The sequence below is a fragment of the Ancylobacter sp. SL191 genome, assembly GCF_026625645.1.
Taxonomy (GTDB): domain Bacteria; phylum Pseudomonadota; class Alphaproteobacteria; order Rhizobiales; family Xanthobacteraceae; genus Ancylobacter.
On sequence record NZ_CP113056.1, the window covers coordinates 4,189,798 to 4,207,665 of the forward strand.

General features: G+C 68.4%; 21 protein-coding genes. 11 read left to right on the forward strand and 10 right to left on the reverse strand.

Going from position 1 to position 17,868, the window contains the following annotated elements:
• Window position 1: 1 nt before the first annotated feature.
• A complete protein-coding gene (locus OU996_RS19165; protein ID WP_267583180.1) occupies window positions 2-1,201 on the reverse strand; it encodes an Mrp/NBP35 family ATP-binding protein in 1,200 nt (399 codons plus the stop codon).
• A 254-nt stretch (window positions 1,202-1,455) separates the two neighbouring features.
• Here OU996_RS19165 and OU996_RS19170 point away from each other — a divergent pair, with 254 nt between their 5' ends.
• The 3 genes from OU996_RS19170 to OU996_RS19180 all read left to right on the forward strand — a co-directional run bounded on the left by OU996_RS19170 (window position 1,456) and on the right by OU996_RS19180 (window position 3,825).
• Window positions 1,456-2,268, forward strand: coding sequence for an ABC transporter substrate-binding protein (locus tag OU996_RS19170; protein WP_267583181.1), 813 nt, complete (start codon window positions 1,456-1,458; stop codon window positions 2,266-2,268).
• 85 nt (window positions 2,269-2,353) lie between these two features.
• Complete coding sequence (locus OU996_RS19175; protein WP_267583182.1) at window positions 2,354-3,076, forward strand: ABC transporter permease; 723 nt, start codon at window positions 2,354-2,356, stop codon at window positions 3,074-3,076.
• On the forward strand, window positions 3,076-3,825 hold the full coding sequence (locus OU996_RS19180; protein WP_420712653.1) for an ABC transporter permease: 750 nt from the start codon (window positions 3,076-3,078) through the stop codon (window positions 3,823-3,825). Before OU996_RS19175 ends, OU996_RS19180 begins: the two co-directional genes overlap by 1 nt.
• Before the next feature lie 25 nt (window positions 3,826-3,850).
• Here the strand turns inward: OU996_RS19180 and OU996_RS19185 are convergent, their stop codons facing one another.
• Window positions 3,851-4,498 carry a uracil-DNA glycosylase family protein gene (locus OU996_RS19185; protein WP_420712654.1) on the reverse strand — a complete coding sequence of 216 codons (648 nt, stop codon included), beginning with the start codon at window positions 4,496-4,498 and terminating at the stop codon, window positions 3,851-3,853.
• A gap of 235 nt (window positions 4,499-4,733) precedes the next feature.
• On the opposite strand from OU996_RS19185, the gene OU996_RS19190 reads away from it, so the two are divergent.
• Window positions 4,734-5,297, forward strand: coding sequence for a hypothetical protein (locus OU996_RS19190; RefSeq protein ID WP_267583183.1), 564 nt, complete (start codon window positions 4,734-4,736; stop codon window positions 5,295-5,297).
• A gap of 611 nt (window positions 5,298-5,908) precedes the next feature.
• On the opposite strand, the gene OU996_RS19195 is transcribed toward OU996_RS19190, so the two are convergent.
• Together OU996_RS19195 and cobT are read right to left on the reverse strand one after the other, a co-directional pair.
• Entirely contained in the window at window positions 5,909-6,448 is a 540-nt protein-coding gene (locus tag OU996_RS19195) for a thermonuclease family protein (RefSeq protein ID WP_267583184.1), read from the reverse strand.
• A 154-nt stretch (window positions 6,449-6,602) separates the two neighbouring features.
• Window positions 6,603-7,625 carry a nicotinate-nucleotide--dimethylbenzimidazole phosphoribosyltransferase gene (gene cobT / locus OU996_RS19200; RefSeq protein WP_267583185.1) on the reverse strand — a complete coding sequence of 341 codons (1,023 nt, stop codon included), beginning with the start codon at window positions 7,623-7,625 and terminating at the stop codon, window positions 6,603-6,605.
• Window positions 7,626-7,702: 77 nt separating this feature from the next.
• Between cobT and bluB the strand changes: the two genes are divergently transcribed.
• Genes bluB through OU996_RS19220 form a run of 4 tightly spaced genes read left to right on the forward strand, consistent with a single transcriptional unit; the run spans window position 7,703 to window position 10,132 of the window.
• Window positions 7,703-8,395 carry a 5,6-dimethylbenzimidazole synthase gene (gene bluB, locus OU996_RS19205; protein ID WP_267583186.1) on the forward strand — a complete coding sequence of 231 codons (693 nt, stop codon included), beginning with the start codon at window positions 7,703-7,705 and terminating at the stop codon, window positions 8,393-8,395.
• Between the two features lie 11 nt (window positions 8,396-8,406).
• Window positions 8,407-9,225, forward strand: a complete 819-nt coding sequence (gene cobS, locus OU996_RS19210) for an adenosylcobinamide-GDP ribazoletransferase (RefSeq protein ID WP_267583187.1) — start codon at window positions 8,407-8,409, stop codon at window positions 9,223-9,225.
• A 14-nt stretch (window positions 9,226-9,239) separates the two neighbouring features.
• Window positions 9,240-9,410 carry a DUF1289 domain-containing protein gene (locus OU996_RS19215; RefSeq protein WP_267583188.1) on the forward strand — a complete coding sequence of 57 codons (171 nt, stop codon included), beginning with the start codon at window positions 9,240-9,242 and terminating at the stop codon, window positions 9,408-9,410.
• On the forward strand, window positions 9,407-10,132 hold the full coding sequence (locus OU996_RS19220) for a retropepsin-like aspartic protease family protein (RefSeq protein ID WP_267583189.1): 726 nt from the start codon (window positions 9,407-9,409) through the stop codon (window positions 10,130-10,132). Before OU996_RS19215 ends, OU996_RS19220 begins: the two co-directional genes overlap by 4 nt.
• A 2-nt stretch (window positions 10,133-10,134) precedes the next feature.
• Here OU996_RS19220 and OU996_RS19225 read toward each other — a convergent pair whose 3' ends face one another.
• The 3 genes from OU996_RS19225 to OU996_RS19235 all read right to left on the reverse strand — a co-directional run bounded on the left by OU996_RS19225 (window position 10,135) and on the right by OU996_RS19235 (window position 13,310).
• Window positions 10,135-10,971 (reverse strand): sulfite exporter TauE/SafE family protein, encoded by an 837-nt coding sequence (locus tag OU996_RS19225; protein WP_267583190.1) that lies wholly within the window; start codon window positions 10,969-10,971, stop codon window positions 10,135-10,137.
• Entirely contained in the window at window positions 10,971-11,984 is a 1,014-nt protein-coding gene (dusA, locus tag OU996_RS19230; RefSeq protein ID WP_267583191.1) for a tRNA dihydrouridine(20/20a) synthase DusA, read from the reverse strand. The genes OU996_RS19225 and dusA overlap by 1 nt, the downstream gene beginning before the upstream one ends.
• Window positions 11,985-12,365: 381 nt before the next feature.
• Window positions 12,366-13,310, reverse strand: coding sequence for a LysR family transcriptional regulator (locus OU996_RS19235; RefSeq protein WP_267583192.1), 945 nt, complete (start codon window positions 13,308-13,310; stop codon window positions 12,366-12,368).
• A 113-nt stretch (window positions 13,311-13,423) separates the two neighbouring features.
• On the opposite strand from OU996_RS19235, the gene OU996_RS19240 reads away from it, so the two are divergent.
• The 3 genes from OU996_RS19240 to OU996_RS19250 are packed head-to-tail and all read left to right on the forward strand — an operon-like array spanning window position 13,424 to window position 15,446.
• The gene (locus OU996_RS19240) at window positions 13,424-14,092 is read left to right on the forward strand and encodes a DsbA family protein (protein ID WP_267583193.1); all 669 of its coding nucleotides are present in this window, start codon (window positions 13,424-13,426) and stop codon (window positions 14,090-14,092) included.
• A gap of 57 nt (window positions 14,093-14,149) precedes the next feature.
• Window positions 14,150-15,046, forward strand: a complete 897-nt coding sequence (locus OU996_RS19245) for an MBL fold metallo-hydrolase (RefSeq protein WP_267583194.1) — start codon at window positions 14,150-14,152, stop codon at window positions 15,044-15,046.
• 1 nt (window position 15,047) lies between these two features.
• The gene (locus OU996_RS19250; RefSeq protein ID WP_267583195.1) at window positions 15,048-15,446 is read left to right on the forward strand and encodes a nuclear transport factor 2 family protein; all 399 of its coding nucleotides are present in this window, start codon (window positions 15,048-15,050) and stop codon (window positions 15,444-15,446) included.
• 122 nt (window positions 15,447-15,568) lie between these two features.
• Here OU996_RS19250 and OU996_RS19255 read toward each other — a convergent pair whose 3' ends face one another.
• The 3 genes from OU996_RS19255 to OU996_RS19265 are packed head-to-tail and all read right to left on the reverse strand — an operon-like array spanning window position 15,569 to window position 17,704.
• Window positions 15,569-16,612, reverse strand: coding sequence for an LLM class flavin-dependent oxidoreductase (locus tag OU996_RS19255; RefSeq protein ID WP_267583196.1), 1,044 nt, complete (start codon window positions 16,610-16,612; stop codon window positions 15,569-15,571).
• 36 nt (window positions 16,613-16,648) lie between these two features.
• Entirely contained in the window at window positions 16,649-17,044 is a 396-nt protein-coding gene (locus OU996_RS19260) for a DoxX family protein (RefSeq protein ID WP_267583197.1), read from the reverse strand.
• Window positions 17,045-17,092: 48 nt separating this feature from the next.
• On the reverse strand, window positions 17,093-17,704 hold the full coding sequence (locus tag OU996_RS19265; protein ID WP_267583198.1) for an FMN-dependent NADH-azoreductase: 612 nt from the start codon (window positions 17,702-17,704) through the stop codon (window positions 17,093-17,095).
• Window positions 17,705-17,868 lie beyond the last annotated feature (164 nt).

The following is a 17,868-nucleotide window of genomic DNA, read 5'->3' on the forward strand; positions in this document are numbered from 1 at the left end:
CTCACCCCTCCATGACGATGCGCGGGGCCGGGCGGGCGGCGTTGCGGCGGCCGGCGAGGGCTTCGCGCACGGAATTGGCGATGCTGCGGTAGATCTGCGCCTCCTGACTGTCGGGCGCCGTCGCGGTGATCGGGCGGCCGGCGTCCGAGGTCTCGCGGATCGACAGGTGCAGCGGCACCTCGCCGAGGAAGGGCACGCCGAAACGCTGCGCCTCGTGCCGCGCGCCGCCATGACCGAACACGTCGGAGCGGCCGCCGCAATGCGGGCACATGAAGTAGCTCATGTTCTCGACGATGCCGAGCACGGGCACGTTGACCTTCTGGAACATGGCGATGCCGCGCCGCGCGTCGATCAGCGCGAGATCCTGCGGGGTGGAGACGATCACCGCGCCGGCCAGCGGCACCTGCTGCGCCATGGTGAGCTGCGCGTCGCCGGTGCCGGGCGGCATGTCGACCACGAGGATGTCGAGCGGCGCCCAGTTCACTTCCTTCAGCAGCTGGCTGATGGCGGACATCACCATCGGCCCGCGCCAGATCATCGGGGTCTCTTCGTCCACCAGGAAGCCGATGGACATGACCTTGAGGCCGAAGGCCTGCATGGGTTGGATCATCCGCCCATTCACCTCCGGCTTGCCGCGCAGCCCCATGAGGCGCGGCACGGAGGGGCCGTAAATATCGGCGTCGAGCAGGCCGACCTTCAGCCCGGTGGCAGCAAGGCCGAGGGCGAGATTGGCGGCCAGCGTCGACTTGCCGACGCCGCCCTTGCCGGAAGCCACGGCGATGATGGCGCCGACGCCGGGCAGGCCGGAGGATTCCTTCTGCGGATCGGCCGGCGGCTGAGCGTGAGAATGCCCGGCATGCGAATGGCCTTCATGCGAATGGCCTTCATGGGAATGGCCACCTTGGCCGGAAACGCGCACCGGCTGGGTGGACGTGCCGCCGGCGGGCGCCGCCCCGCCCTTACGCTCGGCGGTCAGCGCGACCAGCGCGGAGGTGATTCCGGGCGTGCCGCGCACCGTGCGTTCCACTGCCGCGCGCACCGGCTCCCAGGCCTTCGCCTCGCCCGCGTCCACGGTGATCGACATATAGACCTTGCCGTTGGACACGAGGATGTCGGAGAGCGCGCCGGTCTCCGTCACCGGCCGACCGTCCGGCGCCGAGACCTGAGCCAGCCGCGCGCGAACCTCGTCTGCCGTCGCCATGATCGTCTCCTCGCTGGACATGTTCCAAACGGTGTTTCACCCGTGAGACACCACAGATAGGCAAGCGTCAACCCGGCGCCAGTCGTTGCGTGATTGATGCGCTCAATGGACGGCGCAATGCCCATGGAACGTCCACAGCGACTTTCTGACTAGGAATGAAGCAGCCCCCGTTGCGCTATATTTGGAATTAATGCCAGCATGAGCTGCCGGTAAGAAAACCAACAACCGGACGACACAAGTCAGAGGGGACTATCATGAGCTTCGTTACCCGCCGGGCCCTGTCGCGCCTGTTCGCCGCCGCGGCGTTCTTCGTCGCCCCAGCCATCGTCGGCACTGTCGGCATGGACGCGGCCTCCGCCAAGGAGTGGAAGACCGTCCGCATCGGCACGGAGGGCGCCTACCCGCCCTTCAACTATATCGAGAACAACGAGCTCAAGGGCTTCGACATCGACATCGCCAAGGCGCTCTGCGCGAAGATGAAGGTGACCTGCACCTTCGTGGCGCAGGACTGGGACGGCATCATCCCGGCGCTGCTCGCCGGCAAATACGACGCCATCGTCGCCTCCATGTCGATCACGGAAGAGCGGCAGAAGCAGATCGCCTTCTCCAAGAAGTACTACAAGACCCCGGCCACCTTCGCCGTGCCGAAGGACTCCAAGATCACCGACACCTCGCCGGCCGCGCTCAAGGGCAAGGTGCTCGGCGCGCAGGCCTCGACCATCCATTCCAACTATCTCGAGGACGTGTACGGCAAGGCCGGCGCCGAGGTGAAGCTCTATGGCAAGCAGGACGAGGCCAATCTCGACCTCGCCAGTGGCCGCCTCGACGGCATTCTGGCCGACAAGGTCGTGCTGATGGAATGGCTCGCCACCAAGGATGGCGCCTGCTGCAAGTTCACCGGCGCCGAATACACCGACCCGAAATATTTCGGCGAGGGCGTGGGCGTTGGTATCCGCAAGGATGACCCGGAGCTGGTCGCCATGTTCAACAAGGCGATCGAGGAGATCCGCGCCGACGGCACCTACAAGACCATCAACGACAAGTATTTCCCCTTCAGCGTCTACTGAGCGCGCCGCGCCGTTCCGGGCCTTCCGGGACGGCGCCTGACCGATGGGCTGATCCCTGGGCCGAACGCGGAGCGCGCCCCTTTCGATGCTGGACCTCCTACGCCTCATCTCCTTCGGCCCGGACGGGTGGGGGGACGAAATTCTCGCGGGCGCGCTCGTCACCATCGAGCTCGCCGTCGTCACCTTGCCGATCGGCATCGCCATCGGCCTTGCCGTGGCGCTGGCGAAGGATTCGCCGAACTGGCTGCTGCGCGCTTCCGGCAACCTCTTCACCACCGTGTTCCGCGGCCTGCCCGAACTGCTCACGCTGTTCATCGTCTATTATAGCGGGCAGATGCTGCTCACCCGCATCGCCGGCTATTTCGTCGAAGGCGCGCATGTCGAGGTGAACCAGTTCGTCGCCGGCGTCGCCGCGCTGGGCCTCGTGCTCGGCGCCTTCTCCAGCGAGGTGCTGCTCGCCGCCATCCGCGCCGTGCCGCGCGGGCAGAAGGAAGCCGCCGCCGCGCTCGGCCTGTCGAAGTTCCGGGTGTTCCGGTTGGTCACCTTCCCGCAGCTCTGGCGCGTGGCGCTGCCCGGCCTGTCGAACAACTGGATGGTGCTGCTGAAAGACACCTCGCTGGTCTCGGTGATCGCCATCACCGATCTGATGCGCCAGACCGCCATCGCGGTCGGCGTGACCAAGCAGCCCTTCTTCTTCTACCTCGTCGCCTGCCTGATCTATCTGGTGTTCTCCGGCCTATCGAGCATCGTCTTCACCCGGCTGGAGGCGCGCGCCTCCCGTGGCTTCAAGCGCGTGGGAGGCCACTGATGCAGGCGTTTATCGACATGATCGGCGCCGGCTTCCTCTCGCTGATGGGCCTCATCGGCCTCAACAGCGATCTGATGGGGCGCTACGGCCTGCGCTTTCTTGATGGCGTGTGGGTGACGCTGCAGCTCGTCATCGTCTCGGTCGGCATCGGCGCGCTGCTCGCCTGGCCGCTGGCCATCGCCCGCATCGAGGGCGGCAAGCTGCTCTCCGGCCTGTCCTTCGGCTATTCCTATTTCTTCCGCGGCACGCCGCTGCTGGCGCAGACCTTCCTGATCTATTACGGCGCCGGCCAGTTCCGCGAGGCGCTCACCGAGGTCGGGCTGTGGTGGTTCTTCCGCGACGCCTTCAACTGCGCGGTGCTGACCTTCACGCTCAACACCGCCGCCTATCAGTCGGAAATCCTGCGCGGCGCCATACAGAGCCTGCCGGTCGGCCAGATGGAGGGCGCGCAGGCGCTCGGCCTCACCCGCGTGCTGGCCTATCGCAAGGTGATCGTGCCGCAGGCCTTCGCCATCGGCCTGCGCCCGCTCGGCAATGAGCTGATCCTGATGATCAAGTCGAGCGCCATCGCCTCGGTCATCACGGTCTATGACCTGATGGGCGTCACCCGCCTCGCCTTCTCGCGCTCCTACGACATGGAGGTCTATCTCTGGGCGGCGGCGCTCTATCTCATCATGGTCGAGATCGTCCGCCGGGTGTGGGACGTGCTGGAGCGACGGCTCAACCGGCATCTGCTGGTCTCGCGCTGAGGCACCGCGCGGAGGCCTGCCGGCCTCACACCAGCCGCGCCACCTCGGCCCGCAGCACCGGAAGCAGCTCCGCCTCGAACCAGGGGTGGCGCTTCAGCCAGCCGGTGTTGCGCCAGGAGGGGTGCGGCAGCGGCAGCACACGCGGGGCGGTGCGCGCCTCCCAGATCTCCCGCCACGCCATCACCCGCTCGGTCAGCCCGCCGCGGGCGAAACGCTCCAGCCCCAGCCGGCGCAGATGATAGGCCTGCGCGCTCGCCCCCACCGCGACGATGAGGTCGAAGGGCGCGCGCGCGGCGAACAGGCGGTCATGCCACTGGCCGGCGCATTCCCGGCGCGGCGGCAGGTCGCCCCCCTTGGCGTCCTGTCCGGGAAAGCAGAAGCCCATGGCGGCAATGGCGACGTGGCCCTCGTCATAGAAAGTGGCACGGTCGAGCCCGAGCCACGCCCGCAGCCGGTCGCCCGAGGCATCGTCGAAGGAGCGGCCGGAGGCATGGACCTTCGTGCCGGGCGCCTGGCTGGCAATGAGCAGCCGCGCCGTCGGCCCGACATGCAGCACCGGGCGCGGTTCATGTGGCAGCGCCACCCCGCGCGGCGCCTCGACACACAGCCGGCACGCCCGGATGCGCGCGAGCAGGTCGTCGAGGCGTTCGGGCGGGGCGGCCATATCGGACATGGCCTGTAGATAGGCGCGCGCGCGCCGGGCTGAAAGCCCGTGGGGCGGTCCGGCAGGGTGGCCCGCCCGTGGCGCCTCCCACTTGCCGAAAGGTAATGGGTCGTCCCACTATCGGGCAGACGCGGCGTAGCGTCTGCGCAAGGCTGGATTCGGGAAGCGTAACGTGCCTCGACCTGAGACGATCCGACGACGTGTCCGCACGCTCACGGTTGGTGCCGCCCTGGTCGTCGCGTGCGTGGCCGCGATCGTCGCCGGAATCCTCCGGCATATCGATCATCATATCGAGGCGATCCATGAAACCTGGATGCCGGCGGTCAGCCTGCTGGCCGAGATGGACAGCCACGCGGCCCGCCTGCGACTCGCCGAAACCTATCGCGCTTTGGCGCCGTCCTATGATGAGCGCGCGCTGGCCGAAAGCCTCGCCGCCCAGCGCCGGCAGGAGCTGCTGGCGCTGTTCGAGCAGTACCGGCAACTTCCCGAACTCGCGCGCGATCCGGTCATGACCGAGATGGTCGGCGAGCGGCTCACCCGCTTCCTTCAGGCGCATGATGACTGGATGAAGAGCCCGCCCCGCGAGTTCGACGCCCAGGCCCGTGTCAGCGGCGCCCTGCACGACCTGTTCGTGGAACTGGACGGTGCCATTCTCGGCGTGATCGACAAGGCACACCGCCATGCCTCCGAGGAGGCGCTGAACGCCGATAACGAGATCGACGCAGCCCTTCTGACCCTGACCCTTCTGGCGCTCGGCGCCGCCGTCACCGCCGCCATCTGGTACGGCCGGCTGAAACGCCGCCACTGAGGGCGGCGGCGATCATCGCCGGACGCTGCGCCGGGTCACACGCGGCACAGCGCCAGCCGTCGCCCTCCCGGCCGACGCGACGCGCAGAGCGCGCTCCTCATCCTCTCCGACGTCATGGCCGGGCTTGACCCGGCCACCCACGACGTCCCTGCGACGCTCCCGGCCGACGTCATGGATCCCCGGGTCAAGCCCGGGGATGACGGCAAGGGTGGGGTGTCCCGCGTCATCCCGGCCCCTCGGGTCTTGCCTTCGGCAAGCCCAAGGGCAGGCTCCGCAGCGCGCAGAGCCGGGATCGCGGGCAAGGCTCAACGCGGCCCGCGATCCCGGATCGGCCTGCCGGCCGTCCGGGATGACGTGAGGGGCCACAGGCCGCTAACGGCCATCCACGACGTCCCATCCGACGCTCCCGGCCGACATCGTGGATTCCAGGGGCAAGCCCGGGAATGACGGCAAGGATGGGAGTCCCTCGTCATCCCGGCCCCTCGGGTCTTGCCTTCGGCAAGCCCAAGGGCAGGCTCCGCAGCGCGCAGAGCCGGGATCGCGTGCAAGTCTTCACGCGGCGCGATCCCGGATCGGCCGTCCGGCCGTCCGGGATGACGACGCACCCGCCCTCACGAGGGCGGGCGGGGATGGCGTTCGCGCCACTGTGCCGGCGGGTCGAAGGGGCCGGACCAAATGCCTTTCCCCGCCGCCCGCGCCTGCGCCTCTTCACGCTGATAGGCAAGGCCGGTGGCCAGCGCCCAGCCCTCCGCGACCTGCCGCGCCCCGAGATCGTCCGCCCCGACACCGCAAATCGCCACGGCGCGGCCATAGCGGTCCTCGTCCACCGGGCGGCAGCTCACCGCGCCCTCTGAGACGATGGCCTCCAGCGCCGCCTTGGCGCGGGTGCCGCAGGGCCATTCCTTCCCCGGCGCGCCACAGGACTGGTGGAGTTCCGGCGCGTCGATGCCGTCGAGCCGCACTCGCTCGCCGTCGACGACAAGGCTGTCGCCATCCGCCACCCGCACCGCGCCGGTAAGCGGCGGCACGACGCGTTCGACCAGCAGCGCCACGCCGACCAGCGCCAGCGCGACCACCAGCGAGCCCCAGGTGCTGCGCCGCCAGCCGCGCCCGCCGGGAGGGCGGCGATAGGTCAGCCGCGGCGGCCGCATGGCGTCATCCCGGCGCCGCGGGTCTTGTCTTGGGCACGCCCAAGGGCTGGCTTGGCGCAGGAGCGAGCGAGGCCCGTATGCCGCTGGCCAAAACCCGAGCGATCCCGGCTCGGCCTGCGCCCGTCCGGGATGACAGCCCCCGCGCGTGAATCCATCAACCTTCCGCCACCCCGGCCTCGGCAAAGGTCGCCATGCCGCCATGGCAGGCGAGCGCCGACTTGATGACGCCGACCGCCAGCGCCGCGCCCGAGCCCTCGCCGAGGCGCATGCCGAGATCGAGGATCGGCCGCAGGCCCAAGCGCTCCAGCACCGCGCGGTGGGCCGGCTCGGCCGAGACATGGCCGGCGAGGCAATGGTCGAGCGCGCGCGGGTCGAGCGCCTTGAGCACGGCGGCGGCGGCGGTCACCACATAGCCGTCGAGCACCACCGGCACGCGCTGCAACCGCGCGGCGAGGATCGCCCCGGCCATCGCCGCCACCTCGCGCCCGCCGAGCTTGCGCAGCACTTCCAGCGGGTCGTCGAGATGGCCCTTGGCACGGGCCACCGCCGCCTCGACGGCGGCGATCTTGCGGGAGAGCGTCTCGCCGGTCGAGCCGGTGCCGGGGCCGACCCAGTCGGCGGCAGTGCCACCATAGAGCCCGTGGAAGATGGCGGCGGCGATGGTGGTGTTGCCGATGCCCATCTCGCCGAGGCACAGAAGGTCCGGCTCGCCCGCCAGCGCCTCCATGCCGAACGCCATGGTCGCCGCGCATTCGGCCTCGGTCAGCGCGTCCTGTTCCACGATGTCCGGCGTGGGCAGATCGAGCGCGAGGTCGAACACCCGCAGCCCGGCGCCGAACACGCCGCAGATCTGGTTCACCGCCGCCTTTCCATTGGTGAAGGTGGCGACCATCTGCTTGGTCACCTCCGACGGGTAGGGCGAGACCCCGCGCGCGGCGACGCCATGGGTGGCGGCGAAGACGGCGACGGTCGGCCGGTTCACCGCCGGAATCTCCCGTCCCTGCCAGCCGGCGATGTGGATGGCGATCTCCTCCAGCCGGCCGAGCGCGCCCGGCGGCTTCACCAATTGCCCCTGCCGGGCGGTGGCGGCCTGCCGCGCCGCCTCATCCGGGCCCGGCATCTGGGCGATCAGGTTGCGGATGTCGTCGAAAGGCAGGCCGGTGGCGGAGCGCAGCATGAAAGCCTCGTGCAAGAAAGCCGCGAAGGACGGGATGGTTGTCGCATCGCGCGCTGCGGCGGGGTAGACCCTGCCTCATGTACGCGCAACCCCCCCATGCGGCCCAGTCCGCCGATGGCCCGCCCGCAGCGGGCACGCCGCCCGCCTTCGACGCGGCCTTTCGCGCGCGGCTGGGCGATCTGTTCGCCTGGCGGCGGGATGTGCGCCATTTTCTCACCCGCCCCCTGCCGGCGGGCCGGCTGGAGGCGTTGGTCGCGCAGGCCTGCGCGGCCCCTAGTGTCGGCCTCTGCCAGCCCTGGCGCTTCGTGCGGGTGGGTGATGCCGCCCGCCGCGCGGCGGTGCGCGCCTCCTTCACCCGCTGCAACGCGCAGGCGCTGGCGGCGCAGGCAGAGGAACGCGCCGGGCTCTATGCGCGGTTGAAGCTCGCCGGGCTGGATGACGCGCCCGAGCACCTCGCCGTCTTCATCGAGCCCGATCCCGCGACCGGCCATGGCCTCGGCCGCGCCACCATGCCGGAGACCGTCGCCTATTCCGCCGTGATGGCCATCCACACGCTCTGGCTGGCCGCAGCGGCGGAGGGCATCGGCGTCGGCTGGGTGTCGATCCTCAATCCCGCCGAGGTGACGGCGGCGCTGGAGGTGCCGGCGCACTGGCATCTCGTCGCCTATCTGTGCATAGGCTATCCCGCCGCCCCCGCCGACACGCCCGAGCTGGAGCGCGCCGGCTGGGAACGGCGCCGTCCCCCGGCCGATCTCATGGTCGCGCGTTGAGCGGAGCCGCCATGTCTCGCCTGAAGGCTGCCTCGGAAGCGACCGGGGAAATGCTGCGCGCCCTGCCGGCGGCGCTGCGCTTCCTGTCCCGCCTGCCGGTGCCGCGCCTGCCCTTCGAGCCGGCGCAGGACGGCCCGCCCGACCTCGACCGGCTGGCCCCGGCCTTCCCGCTCGCCGGTGCACTCATCGGCCTGACTGGCGCTCTCACTGCACTGACTTTTGCACTCATCGGCCTGCCCTCACTGGTCGTCGCGACCCTCGCCGTGATGGTGCTCGTCATCGTCGCCGGCGGGCTGCATGAGGACGGGCTGGCCGATGTCGCCGACGGCCTCGGCGGTATGACGGTAGCGCGCCGGCTGGAGATCATGCGCGACAGCCGGCTCGGCAGCTTCGGCGTGCTGGCGCTGATCCTTGCCGTGACGCTGCGCGTCTTCACGCTGCAAGCCCTTCTGGACATTGATCTTTTCGCGACCTCGGCGGCGCTGCTGGCGGCCGGCGCAGTGGGGCGCCTCGCCCCGGTGCTCATGCTCGCCGCCCTGCCCCCGGCCCGGCCGGAAGGTCTCGGCCATGGCGCGGGGCGCCCCTCCGTCCCGGCGCGGTGGAAAGCGGGCGGCCTCGCGCTCGTGATCGCCGCCCTCACGGTTATCCCCGGCTTTGGCACGGGCGCGCTGGCAGGCGGCCTTGTCCTTGGTTTTCTTGGCTTTTCCGCCCTCGCCCGCCTTGCCCGCGCCCAATTCGGCGGCCAGACCGGGGATGTCGCCGGCGCGGCGGCCCTCCTGGTCGAGATTGCCTTCCTGCTGGGTCTGCTTATCTTCGCGCGGCATCCTTGAGCGTTCCGAATCCGATGCCCGCACCCGTCTCGACACCCTGCGTCTCGATCTGCACGCTCGACGCCAGCCGGCAACATTGTACCGGCTGCGGCCGCACGCTTCATGAGATCGGCGCCTGGAGCACGATGAGCGAGACCGAGCGCCGCGCCGTCATGGCCCGCCTCAACCGGGAGGCGGGGCAATGAACCATGACCGCCTGATGTGGATCATCCTCATCGGCCTCGCCGCCGGTGTCGGGCTGATGGTGTGGGCCTCCCAGCACGGCCCGGTGGCCGGGCTCGATGTGGATTCGCTCGCTTATGCCGTGGGTTACACGGCCTTCGGGCTCATCATCGCCGCCAGCCTGCTCGCCACTTTTTCCGGCCGGCTGGGCGAGGCGCTGCGTGCGGCGGCGCTCTGGCTGGTGATTTTCTGCGTGCTCGGCGTCGGCTATACCTACCGTTTCGAGCTGCACGCCGTCGCCTATCGCGTGCTGGCGGAGCTGGCGCCGGGCTATGCCGTGCCGCTCGCCCATGACGGAGGGCCGTCGGTCGAGGTCGCCCGCGCCCGCGACGGCGACTTCAATGTACGCGTGGAGATCAACGGTACAAAAATACCCATGCTCGTTGACACCGGCGCCTCAAGCGTCGTGCTGACGCCGGAGGACGCCGTGGCCGCCGGCCTGCCCATCGAGTTCATCCGCTACGACATCCCCATCGACACCGCCAATGGCCGCGGCCGCGCCGCCGCCGTAGTGCTCGACCGGGTAGAGATCGCCGGCTCCATCGCCGAACGCGACGTCCCCGCCCTCATCGCGAGCCCCGGCACGCTGAAGCACAGCCTGCTCGGCATGAGCTTCCTCTCGCGCCTCGCCAGTTTCGAGATCCGCGGCGAGAAGCTGGTGATGCGCGCTAAGGTCGCGCAATAGCTTCAGAATCCGGCGAGAGCGATCACGAATCGCAGGCCGACAAGCAGCAGATAGAGCCCGAAGCCGACCTCAAGCTGGCGCTTGGTGAAGGCGTGCGCCAGCCGCGCGCCGAGCGGCGCCGCCAGCGTCGCCACGCCGCCGACCAGCACGAGGCCGGGCAGCGAGACATAACCGATGGAGAGCGGCGGCAAGTTCGGCAGGTGCGGAATTCCGCTGATGACATAGCCGATGGTGCCGGGCACCGCGATCAGCGCGCCGAGCCCCGCCGAGGTCGCGATCGCCGTGTGGATCGGCACGCGGTAGAGCGTGAGCACCACCGTGGCGATTCCGCCGCCGCTGATACCGATCAGCGGTGAGGCGAGGCCGATGCCGAAGGCATAGGCGGACATGGCGAGCCGCCCCGGCAGCTTGTCCGCCAGAACCCAACTCTCCCGCCCGAACAACAGCTTACCGGACATCAGCACCGCGAAGGCGACGAAGGCGATCTTCAGCACAACGTCATCAGACACCGCCGCCAGTGCCGTACCGGCGATAACGCCGACGACCAGCGGCGCGGCCCAGATCTTCAGCACCGAATTGTCGATCTTGGTGCGGGCGCGGTGGGCGAAATAGGAGCGCAGCGCCGTCGGCACGATGATGGCGAGCGCCGTGCCAACCGACAGATGCATCCGCTCGGAATCGGAAACGCCAACGGCGCCAAAGACTTCGTAGAGCACGGGGACGATGATCGCGCCGCCGCCAATGCCGAACAGCCCGGCGAGGATGCCGGTGGCAAAGCCCGCCGCCAGCAACGCGCCGGCGAGCCACATCAGATGATCGACCGGAATGGAAGCGAGCATCAGGCCACCAGCGCCGTACGCGCATCACGCCGCGCCTCGGCCCGGCGCACCTCGTCCAGCGCCGCGCGCAGCACCGGCAGTCCCGCCTCGGGCTTCACGCCCTCGGTCGCTAGGTGCCGGCGATAGGCCCGCGCCCCCGGCCGGCCGGTGAACAGGCCGAGCATGTGGCGGGTAATATCATGCAGTCGCCCGCCCCCCTCCAGATGGCCGGCGACATAGGGCTCGAACGCCTCCACCGCCGCAAAGCCATCCGCATGCGGCGCGGCCTCGCCGAACAGCACCGGATCGACCTCCAGCAGCACATCGGGGTTCTGGTAGGCGGCGCGGCCGAGCATCACGCCATCGACATGGGCGAGATGGCCAAGCACCTCATCCATCGTGACAATTCCACCATTGATGCTCACCGGCACCTGCGGCAGGCGCTGCTTGAGCCGGTAGACGCGATCATAATCCAGCGGAGGAATGTCGCGATTTTCCTTCGGCGACAGACCCTGCAGCCAGGCCTTGCGGGCATGGACGATCAGCCCATCCGCACCTGCAGCGAGCACCGCGTCGGCGAGCGCGTCGAGCGCTGGCTCGGGGTCTTGCTCATCCACGCCAATGCGGCATTTCACCGTGACGGGGATGGCGACCGCCGCCTTCATCGCCGCGATACAGGTGGCGACCAGAGCCGGATCGCGCATCAGGCACGCGCCGAAATTGCCGCCCTGCACCCGATCCGAGGGGCAGCCGACATTCAGGTTGATCTCGTCATAGCCCCACGCCGCGCAGATCAGCGCCGCCTTGGCGAGCGCCTCGGGGTCGGAACCACCGAGCTGCACGGTAACGGGATGCTCCACCGCCGAGAAACCGAGCAGCCGCTCACGGTCGCCGAAGATGACGGCATTGGCGGTCACCATCTCCGTATAGAGCCGTGCCCGGCGCGACAGCACCCGATGGAACGCCCGGCAATGCCGGTCGGTCCAGTCCATCATAGGGGCGACAGAGAATCTAAGCGACTGTTTCTGCAACATTATTTCGTGACTTCAAGGAACGGTGCGGCCTCGTGCGCGCGCATGTGCGGTAACGATACGCTCCCATCTCCGATTTTTCGACGCGCGCGTGCACACGGAGCGCACACGGATTGGCCCTTTCACTAAACTAAAATCCGCCTCCTGGAGAGCCCGGATCCGTCGGAAGGGCTGCAGATCAGCCGGGCGAGGAGAGGAATCGCCGGCCGACGCGGCATAAACGTGACCTCATCATCACCATGCTCGCCCTCTTGGATGCAGTCATCGCGGAGCCAGACCCGCTAGGTCGCCGGAGAGCGCAGCTCCCGGTTCGAGCGGATATCCGCCGCTGCCCCGGACGATCGTCCGGCGGAAGCGGGAGCGCCGCATGCTGAGCGCAGCCGTCTAGGACGCGTCTGTTTCGCGGTCTCGGGCCGACCAGGCCGGGGGCACCATTCCGAATGAAATCTCCTTCTGCGCGGCCACGAGCATGTCCACGAAGGCCGTCACCTTGGGCGGGCGGAAGCGTGCGGTGGGATAGACCGTGTGGATGCCGCCGGACGGCAATTGCCACGCGGGCAGCACATGGATCAATCGCCCGGCTGCGAGATCCTCCGCCACGAGAAAGTCCGGCAGGATGGAAAGCCCACCGCCGGCCTTCACCGCCGCGAGTACGCCGGGTGTCGTGTCGATGGCAATGGTAGCCTGCAGGCGTGCGGTCTGCCGGTCGAGGTCACCGCGCGCGAACGACCAGAGCAAGGGTTCGCGCAGGGCGAGATTGGCGATGAAGGGCAAGGCCATCAGATCTTCCGGCGCACGCAGCGGTGCGATGCGATCGGCGAAGACGGGGCTCGCGACCAGCAATTGATCGAACGAACCGATCTTGCGCGCCTGAAGACTTGAATCCACCAGCCAGCCGACCCGGATGGCCAGATCGATGCGGCCGGAAACGAGATCGACCGTATCGTCGCTCAGCGTCAGTTCCACCCGGCAGGCAGGAAAGCGGGCCGTAAAAGCGGAGGCGAGCGGCGCGACAAGGGCCGTGCCGTAATCGTTCGGGGCGGTGATGCGCAGCGTGCCCGTCGGCGAAGCCGCAGCCTGCGCCAATTCATCGAAGGCATCTTCGGCGTCGCGCAGGATCATGACGCAGCGCGCGTGAAACCGCCGCCCGGCCTCTGTCGGTTCGACGCGCCGCGTCGTGCGCACCAGAAGGCTGCTCCGCACGTCCCGTTCGAGCTGTGCCACCTGCTGGCTCACCACGGCCTTGGTGATGCCGAGCCGTTCGGCGGCCCGGGTGAACGAGCCAGTGTCGACCACGGCCGCGAAATAGGCCAGCCGGTTGAGATTCACGTCGATGGACCTCTCGGACAAACACTGTGTGTTTTTAACATACAGTGTGTCTGTTTTGTTGGTCTTCTTCGTTCAATCCCGCTGTGGCATGCCTGCCGTCATAGGAGACCGCTATGAGCGATACGATCACCGGCATCATCACGGGCACGATCCATGTGGGCTACCTCTTCGATCCGCTCTGCGGCTGGTGCTATGGCGCCTCCCCGGCCATCGAGCGGCTGATCGCCCAACCGGACATCGCCCTGGAGCTGATGCCCACCGGCCTTTTTGCCGGCCCCGGCGCCCGGCCGATGGATGCGGGCTTCGCGGACTATGCCTGGAGCAATGACCAGCGCATCGCCCGCCTGACCGGCCAGCCCTTCAGCGACGCCTACCGTCACAAGGTTCTGGCGGACCGCACACGCCTGTTCGATTCCGGCCCGGCGACGCTGGCGATCGTCGCCGTCGCGCGTGTCGCCCCGGCGCGGGCGTTCGAGGCGCTGAAGGCCATCCAGCACGCCCGCTATGTGGACGGCCGAGACATCACCGACACCGCCGTCCTCGGGCAGGTGCTGCGCGCGCTCGACATGGGCGAGGTCGCCGACCGGCTCCCCGCTCCCGATGAGGCGCTGCTCGCGGTCTACCGCGCCCGCGTCGAGACCGCCCGCCGCGAGATGCGTCGCCTCGGCGCCGATGGGGTGCCGTCGCTCGCTGTCGGCCACGCCGCGGCTTCCCGGCTTGTGCGCGGCAATGCCCTGTTCGGCAGCATGGACATGCTGGTCGCCGCACTGAAGGCGGCCTGAGCGCACCACCGCGCCGCCGCCCGCCCCTCACCCACCACGTCTCATCAGGAGAGAGCGATGCTCACCCGGAGATCCCTCATGAAAACCACCCTCGCGGCCGGCGCCGCCGCTGCTTTTGCGCCCGCTGGTCTCGGCCATGCCGCCGGCGGGTTGTCCTGGAAGCACTTCCCCGCGGGGGAAAAGGGCTTCTATCGCGCGCCCGTGCTCGTCACCGGCGCCTCCGAGGCGCTGCTGATCGACGGTGGCTTCACCTATGCCGACGGGCGGGCGGTGGCCGAGGCCATCAAGGCCAGCGGCAAGACGCTCACCACCATCTATGTCAGCCAGTCCGATCCCGACTATTACTTCAGCCTCAAGCCGATCAAGGAAGCCTTCCCGAACGCGAAGGTGATCGCCGCCTCCGAGACGGTCGCCGCGATCAAGGCGAGCGTGGAGAAGAAGCTCGCGGTGTGGGGGCCGCAGCTCAAGGAGAACGGCCCGCAGACGCTGGCCGACATCATCATCCCCGAGGCGTTCGATGGCCCCTCGCTCACCGTCGACGGGGAGGCCGTCGAGATCGTGCCGGCTGAGGGGCTGGCCAACCGCCGTTATCTCTTCGTGCCGTCGCTGAACGCGGTGTTCGGCGGAGTGATGATCTTCTCCGGCGTGTATGTCTGGACCGCCGACACCCCGACCAAGGAACAGCGCGCCGCCTGGATCGCCAATCTGGACAAGATCGCGGCCCGCAATCCGGCCGTCGTCGTGCCCGGCCACTTGGTGCCGGGCGCCGCTACCGATCTCTCGGGGGTCGAATACACCAAGGCCTATCTCCTCGCCTTCGAGGAAGAACTCGCCAAGGCCAAGGACTCGGCTGCGCTCAAGGCCGCAATGATCGCCCGCTTCCCGGGCCTCGGCATGGGCGTCGCGCTCGATATCGGCGCGAAGGTCGCCACCGGCGAGATGAAATGGGGCTGAGATGGGCGCCAATCTCGATCTGATCCGCGCCACCTATGAGGGCACCTCGGAGGAGAACGGCCGGAACCTGCTGGCCACTCTTGCGCCCGATGCTTCATGGACGGAGGCAGAAGGGTTCCCCTATGCGGGAACCTATGTCGGACCGGAGGCGATCATTGCCGGCGTCTTCCGGCGCCTCGGCACCGAATGGACCGGCTATCGCGCCGAGGTCCACACTTTCCTCGAAGACGGCGACCGCGTCGCCGCCTTCGGCATCTATTCCGGCATCTACAACGCCACAGGCACGTCGATGCGCGCCGCCTTCGCGCATCTTTATGAGGTGAAGGACGGCAAGATCGCCACCATGACGCAATATGTCGACAGCGCCATGGTGATGCAGGCCCTTACGCCGAGCGCATGACCGTCTGATGCCTCAAGCCCCGACCACGCCTTCGCTCCCGAGGTCGGTCGGGGAACCTTGTTTACTGCTGACGACCTGCGTTTCGACGCGATTATCACCCTCCCTCGTGATCTGGCACAGGGTCAGACCTTTGCCCCCATCGTGGCTTTCACCGGAGGAGCCACCTCGGTTCCGAGCAATGTGATCGAGCGCTGCAGGGCCTCGGTCTCCAGCATGGCGGAACTCATCTGGAAGGTCAGGCGCGAGATACCGCCAAGCGCGTCGTTGGCCGCGAGGATCTTGTCGCGCACCGTTTGCGGGCTTCCGATCAGGAAAGCGCCCTGCGGACCGCACATCGCATCAAATTGCGCCCGCGTCGCCGTCGACCACCCGCGTTCACGTCCGATCTCGGTGAACATGTGGGCCCAGCCGGGAAAGAAGGCGTCCGTGGCGCTGCGATCGGTGTCGCCGACGAACCCCATGGCATGAATGCCGACCTTCAGCGTCTCCGGCGCGTGTCCTGCTCGCCGGCCCGCCTCGCGATAAAGATCCACAAGCGGGCGGAAGCGGGCAAAGCTGCCACCGATGATCGCCACCATCAACGGAAGGCCAAGCGTACCCGCGCGGACAAAGGACTGCGGCGTGCCGCCGACACCGAGCCAAATTGGGATCCTGTCCTGATGTGGCCGGGGAAAGACACCCTGACCGGTCAGCGCCGGCCGAAACCGGCCGCGCCAGGAGATGGTGGTCTCCTCGCGCAGCTTGAGGAGAAGATCGAGCTTTTCGGCGAAGAGGGCGTCGTAGTCTTCCTTGGCGAACCCGAACAGGGGATAGGCCTCGCCAAAGGAGCCACGCCCCACGACGATCTCCGCACGGCCTTTGGCGATGAGATCGATGGTGGCGAAGTCCTGGAAGACCCGCACCGGATCCGCCGCGCTCAGCACCGTCACCGCGCTGGTCAGGCGAATATGCCTGGTGCGAGCCGCCGCTGCTGCCAGGATGACGGCCGGCGCGGAATCGAGAAACTCCTTGCGGTGATGTTCGCCGATGCCGAACACGTCGAGGCCAACGCGGTCGGCGGTTTCCACCTCCGCCAGCAAGGCCTCCATCCGGTCCGACGCCGGCAAGGTCTGGCCGGTCGCCGGATTGGGGATGGTGGCCGCAAAGCTGTCGATACCGATTTCCATGATCATTTCATCTGGCTGCGCTGGACGCTGCTGGATTTAGCGCGCGCGTCGACGCCAGCCATCCAGGCTGAAGCCACCGGCGCCGAACGCCGCCACCTGCAGAAGACCGCCGGTGATGGCGAGGTTCTTCATGAAGTGAATCATCTGGTTCTGATCGGCGAGGTTGCTGTGGAAGAAGACCGCCGCCGCCACGGTGAAGACCGCGACCGCGAGGCTGCTGATCCTGGCGTGATAACCGAGCAGAATGGCGATGCCCCCACCCAGCTCGACGATGACCGCCACGAGATAGGAGATCAGCGGCAGCGGCAGCCCGGCCGACGCGATATAGGCCTGCGTCGCCTCGGGAGCGGCGACCTTGCTCGCGCCGCTGGCGATGAAGATGAGTGCGATCAGTGCACGGCCGAGAGCCGCGAGCAGGTTGGTCTGGGACATGATGGATCGAGCCTTGGTTCCGGGAGAGGGGGATGAAGCGATGGGAGTTCAGGCCGCCAGCGCGGCGATCTGAGCCTTGGCGCCGGCCAGCGCCGCCGCCTTGGCGTCATCACCCAGCGCCAGGCCTTCAGCGCGGATGATCGTCACGTCGGTGAGGCCGATGAAGCCCAAAGCCGCGAGCAGGTAGGATTCCTGGTGATCCAGCGCCGCCAGCGGGCTCTGGCCGCTGTAGACGCCGCCGCGCGCGGAGGCGATGAACACCTTCTTGCCGGTCACCAGCCCCTCGGGGCCATTCGGGCCATATTTGAAGCTGCGGCCGGCGACGGCGACGCGGTCGATCCAGCCCTTGAGCTGCGAGGGCACGGAGAAATTGTACATCGGCGCGCCGATGACGACGATATCGGCGGCGAACAGCTCGTCCAGATAGGCGCCGCCGGTGGCGAGATCCTGGCCGAGATGCGGATCGGACACCGGCGCGCCCTGAAACACCGCCATATGCGCGTCCGACAGATGGAGCGCCGCATCGGCGACGAGATCGCGCCGGACGATCCGCGCGCCGGGATGCAGCGCCTGCTGCCGGGCGACGATGTCGGCGGTCAGCGCGCGGGTCGCGGAATAGCCGCCGAGAATGCTGGAATCGATGTGCAGGATGGTGGTCATGGGTTGATCCTCCGGCTGTCCCGAGATCGGGGCCTTGGCCGCGCGTGAAAACAGCTTTTTGAGCGTGGCGAGCATGGAGGATGGGTGCCACGCACCGATATGCCGGGGAAGCCGGTATGAAGCGATGCAATCCATCGGCCTGTCCGATGGATTGATCGACAAAG

Bases quoted from the DNA above. Each gene is read 5' to 3' on its own strand.
- OU996_RS19165 (WP_267583180.1), bottom strand. From the start codon at position 1,201: ATGGCGACGGCAGACGAGGTTCGCGCGCGGCTGGCTCAGGTCTCGGCG.
- OU996_RS19170 (WP_267583181.1), top strand. From the start codon at position 1,456: ATGAGCTTCGTTACCCGCCGGGCCCTGTCGCGCCTGTTCGCCGCCGCG.
- OU996_RS19175 (WP_267583182.1), top strand. From the start codon at position 2,354: ATGCTGGACCTCCTACGCCTCATCTCCTTCGGCCCGGACGGGTGGGGG.
- OU996_RS19180 (WP_420712653.1), top strand. From the start codon at position 3,076: ATGCAGGCGTTTATCGACATGATCGGCGCCGGCTTCCTCTCGCTGATG.
- OU996_RS19185 (WP_420712654.1), bottom strand. From the start codon at position 4,498: ATGTCCGATATGGCCGCCCCGCCCGAACGCCTCGACGACCTGCTCGCG.
- OU996_RS19195 (WP_267583184.1), bottom strand. From the start codon at position 6,448: ATGCGGCCGCCGCGGCTGACCTATCGCCGCCCTCCCGGCGGGCGCGGC.
- cobT (WP_267583185.1), bottom strand. From the start codon at position 7,625: ATGCTGCGCTCCGCCACCGGCCTGCCTTTCGACGACATCCGCAACCTG.
- bluB (WP_267583186.1), top strand. From the start codon at position 7,703: ATGTACGCGCAACCCCCCCATGCGGCCCAGTCCGCCGATGGCCCGCCC.
- cobS (WP_267583187.1), top strand. From the start codon at position 8,407: ATGTCTCGCCTGAAGGCTGCCTCGGAAGCGACCGGGGAAATGCTGCGC.
- OU996_RS19215 (WP_267583188.1), top strand. From the start codon at position 9,240: ATGCCCGCACCCGTCTCGACACCCTGCGTCTCGATCTGCACGCTCGAC.
- OU996_RS19220 (WP_267583189.1), top strand. From the start codon at position 9,407: ATGAACCATGACCGCCTGATGTGGATCATCCTCATCGGCCTCGCCGCC.
- OU996_RS19225 (WP_267583190.1), bottom strand. From the start codon at position 10,971: ATGCTCGCTTCCATTCCGGTCGATCATCTGATGTGGCTCGCCGGCGCG.
- dusA (WP_267583191.1), bottom strand. From the start codon at position 11,984: ATGTTGCAGAAACAGTCGCTTAGATTCTCTGTCGCCCCTATGATGGAC.
- OU996_RS19240 (WP_267583193.1), top strand. From the start codon at position 13,424: ATGAGCGATACGATCACCGGCATCATCACGGGCACGATCCATGTGGGC.
- OU996_RS19245 (WP_267583194.1), top strand. From the start codon at position 14,150: ATGCTCACCCGGAGATCCCTCATGAAAACCACCCTCGCGGCCGGCGCC.
- OU996_RS19250 (WP_267583195.1), top strand. From the start codon at position 15,048: ATGGGCGCCAATCTCGATCTGATCCGCGCCACCTATGAGGGCACCTCG.
- OU996_RS19255 (WP_267583196.1), bottom strand. From the start codon at position 16,612: ATGGAAATCGGTATCGACAGCTTTGCGGCCACCATCCCCAATCCGGCG.
- OU996_RS19260 (WP_267583197.1), bottom strand. From the start codon at position 17,044: ATGTCCCAGACCAACCTGCTCGCGGCTCTCGGCCGTGCACTGATCGCA.
- OU996_RS19265 (WP_267583198.1), bottom strand. From the start codon at position 17,704: ATGACCACCATCCTGCACATCGATTCCAGCATTCTCGGCGGCTATTCC.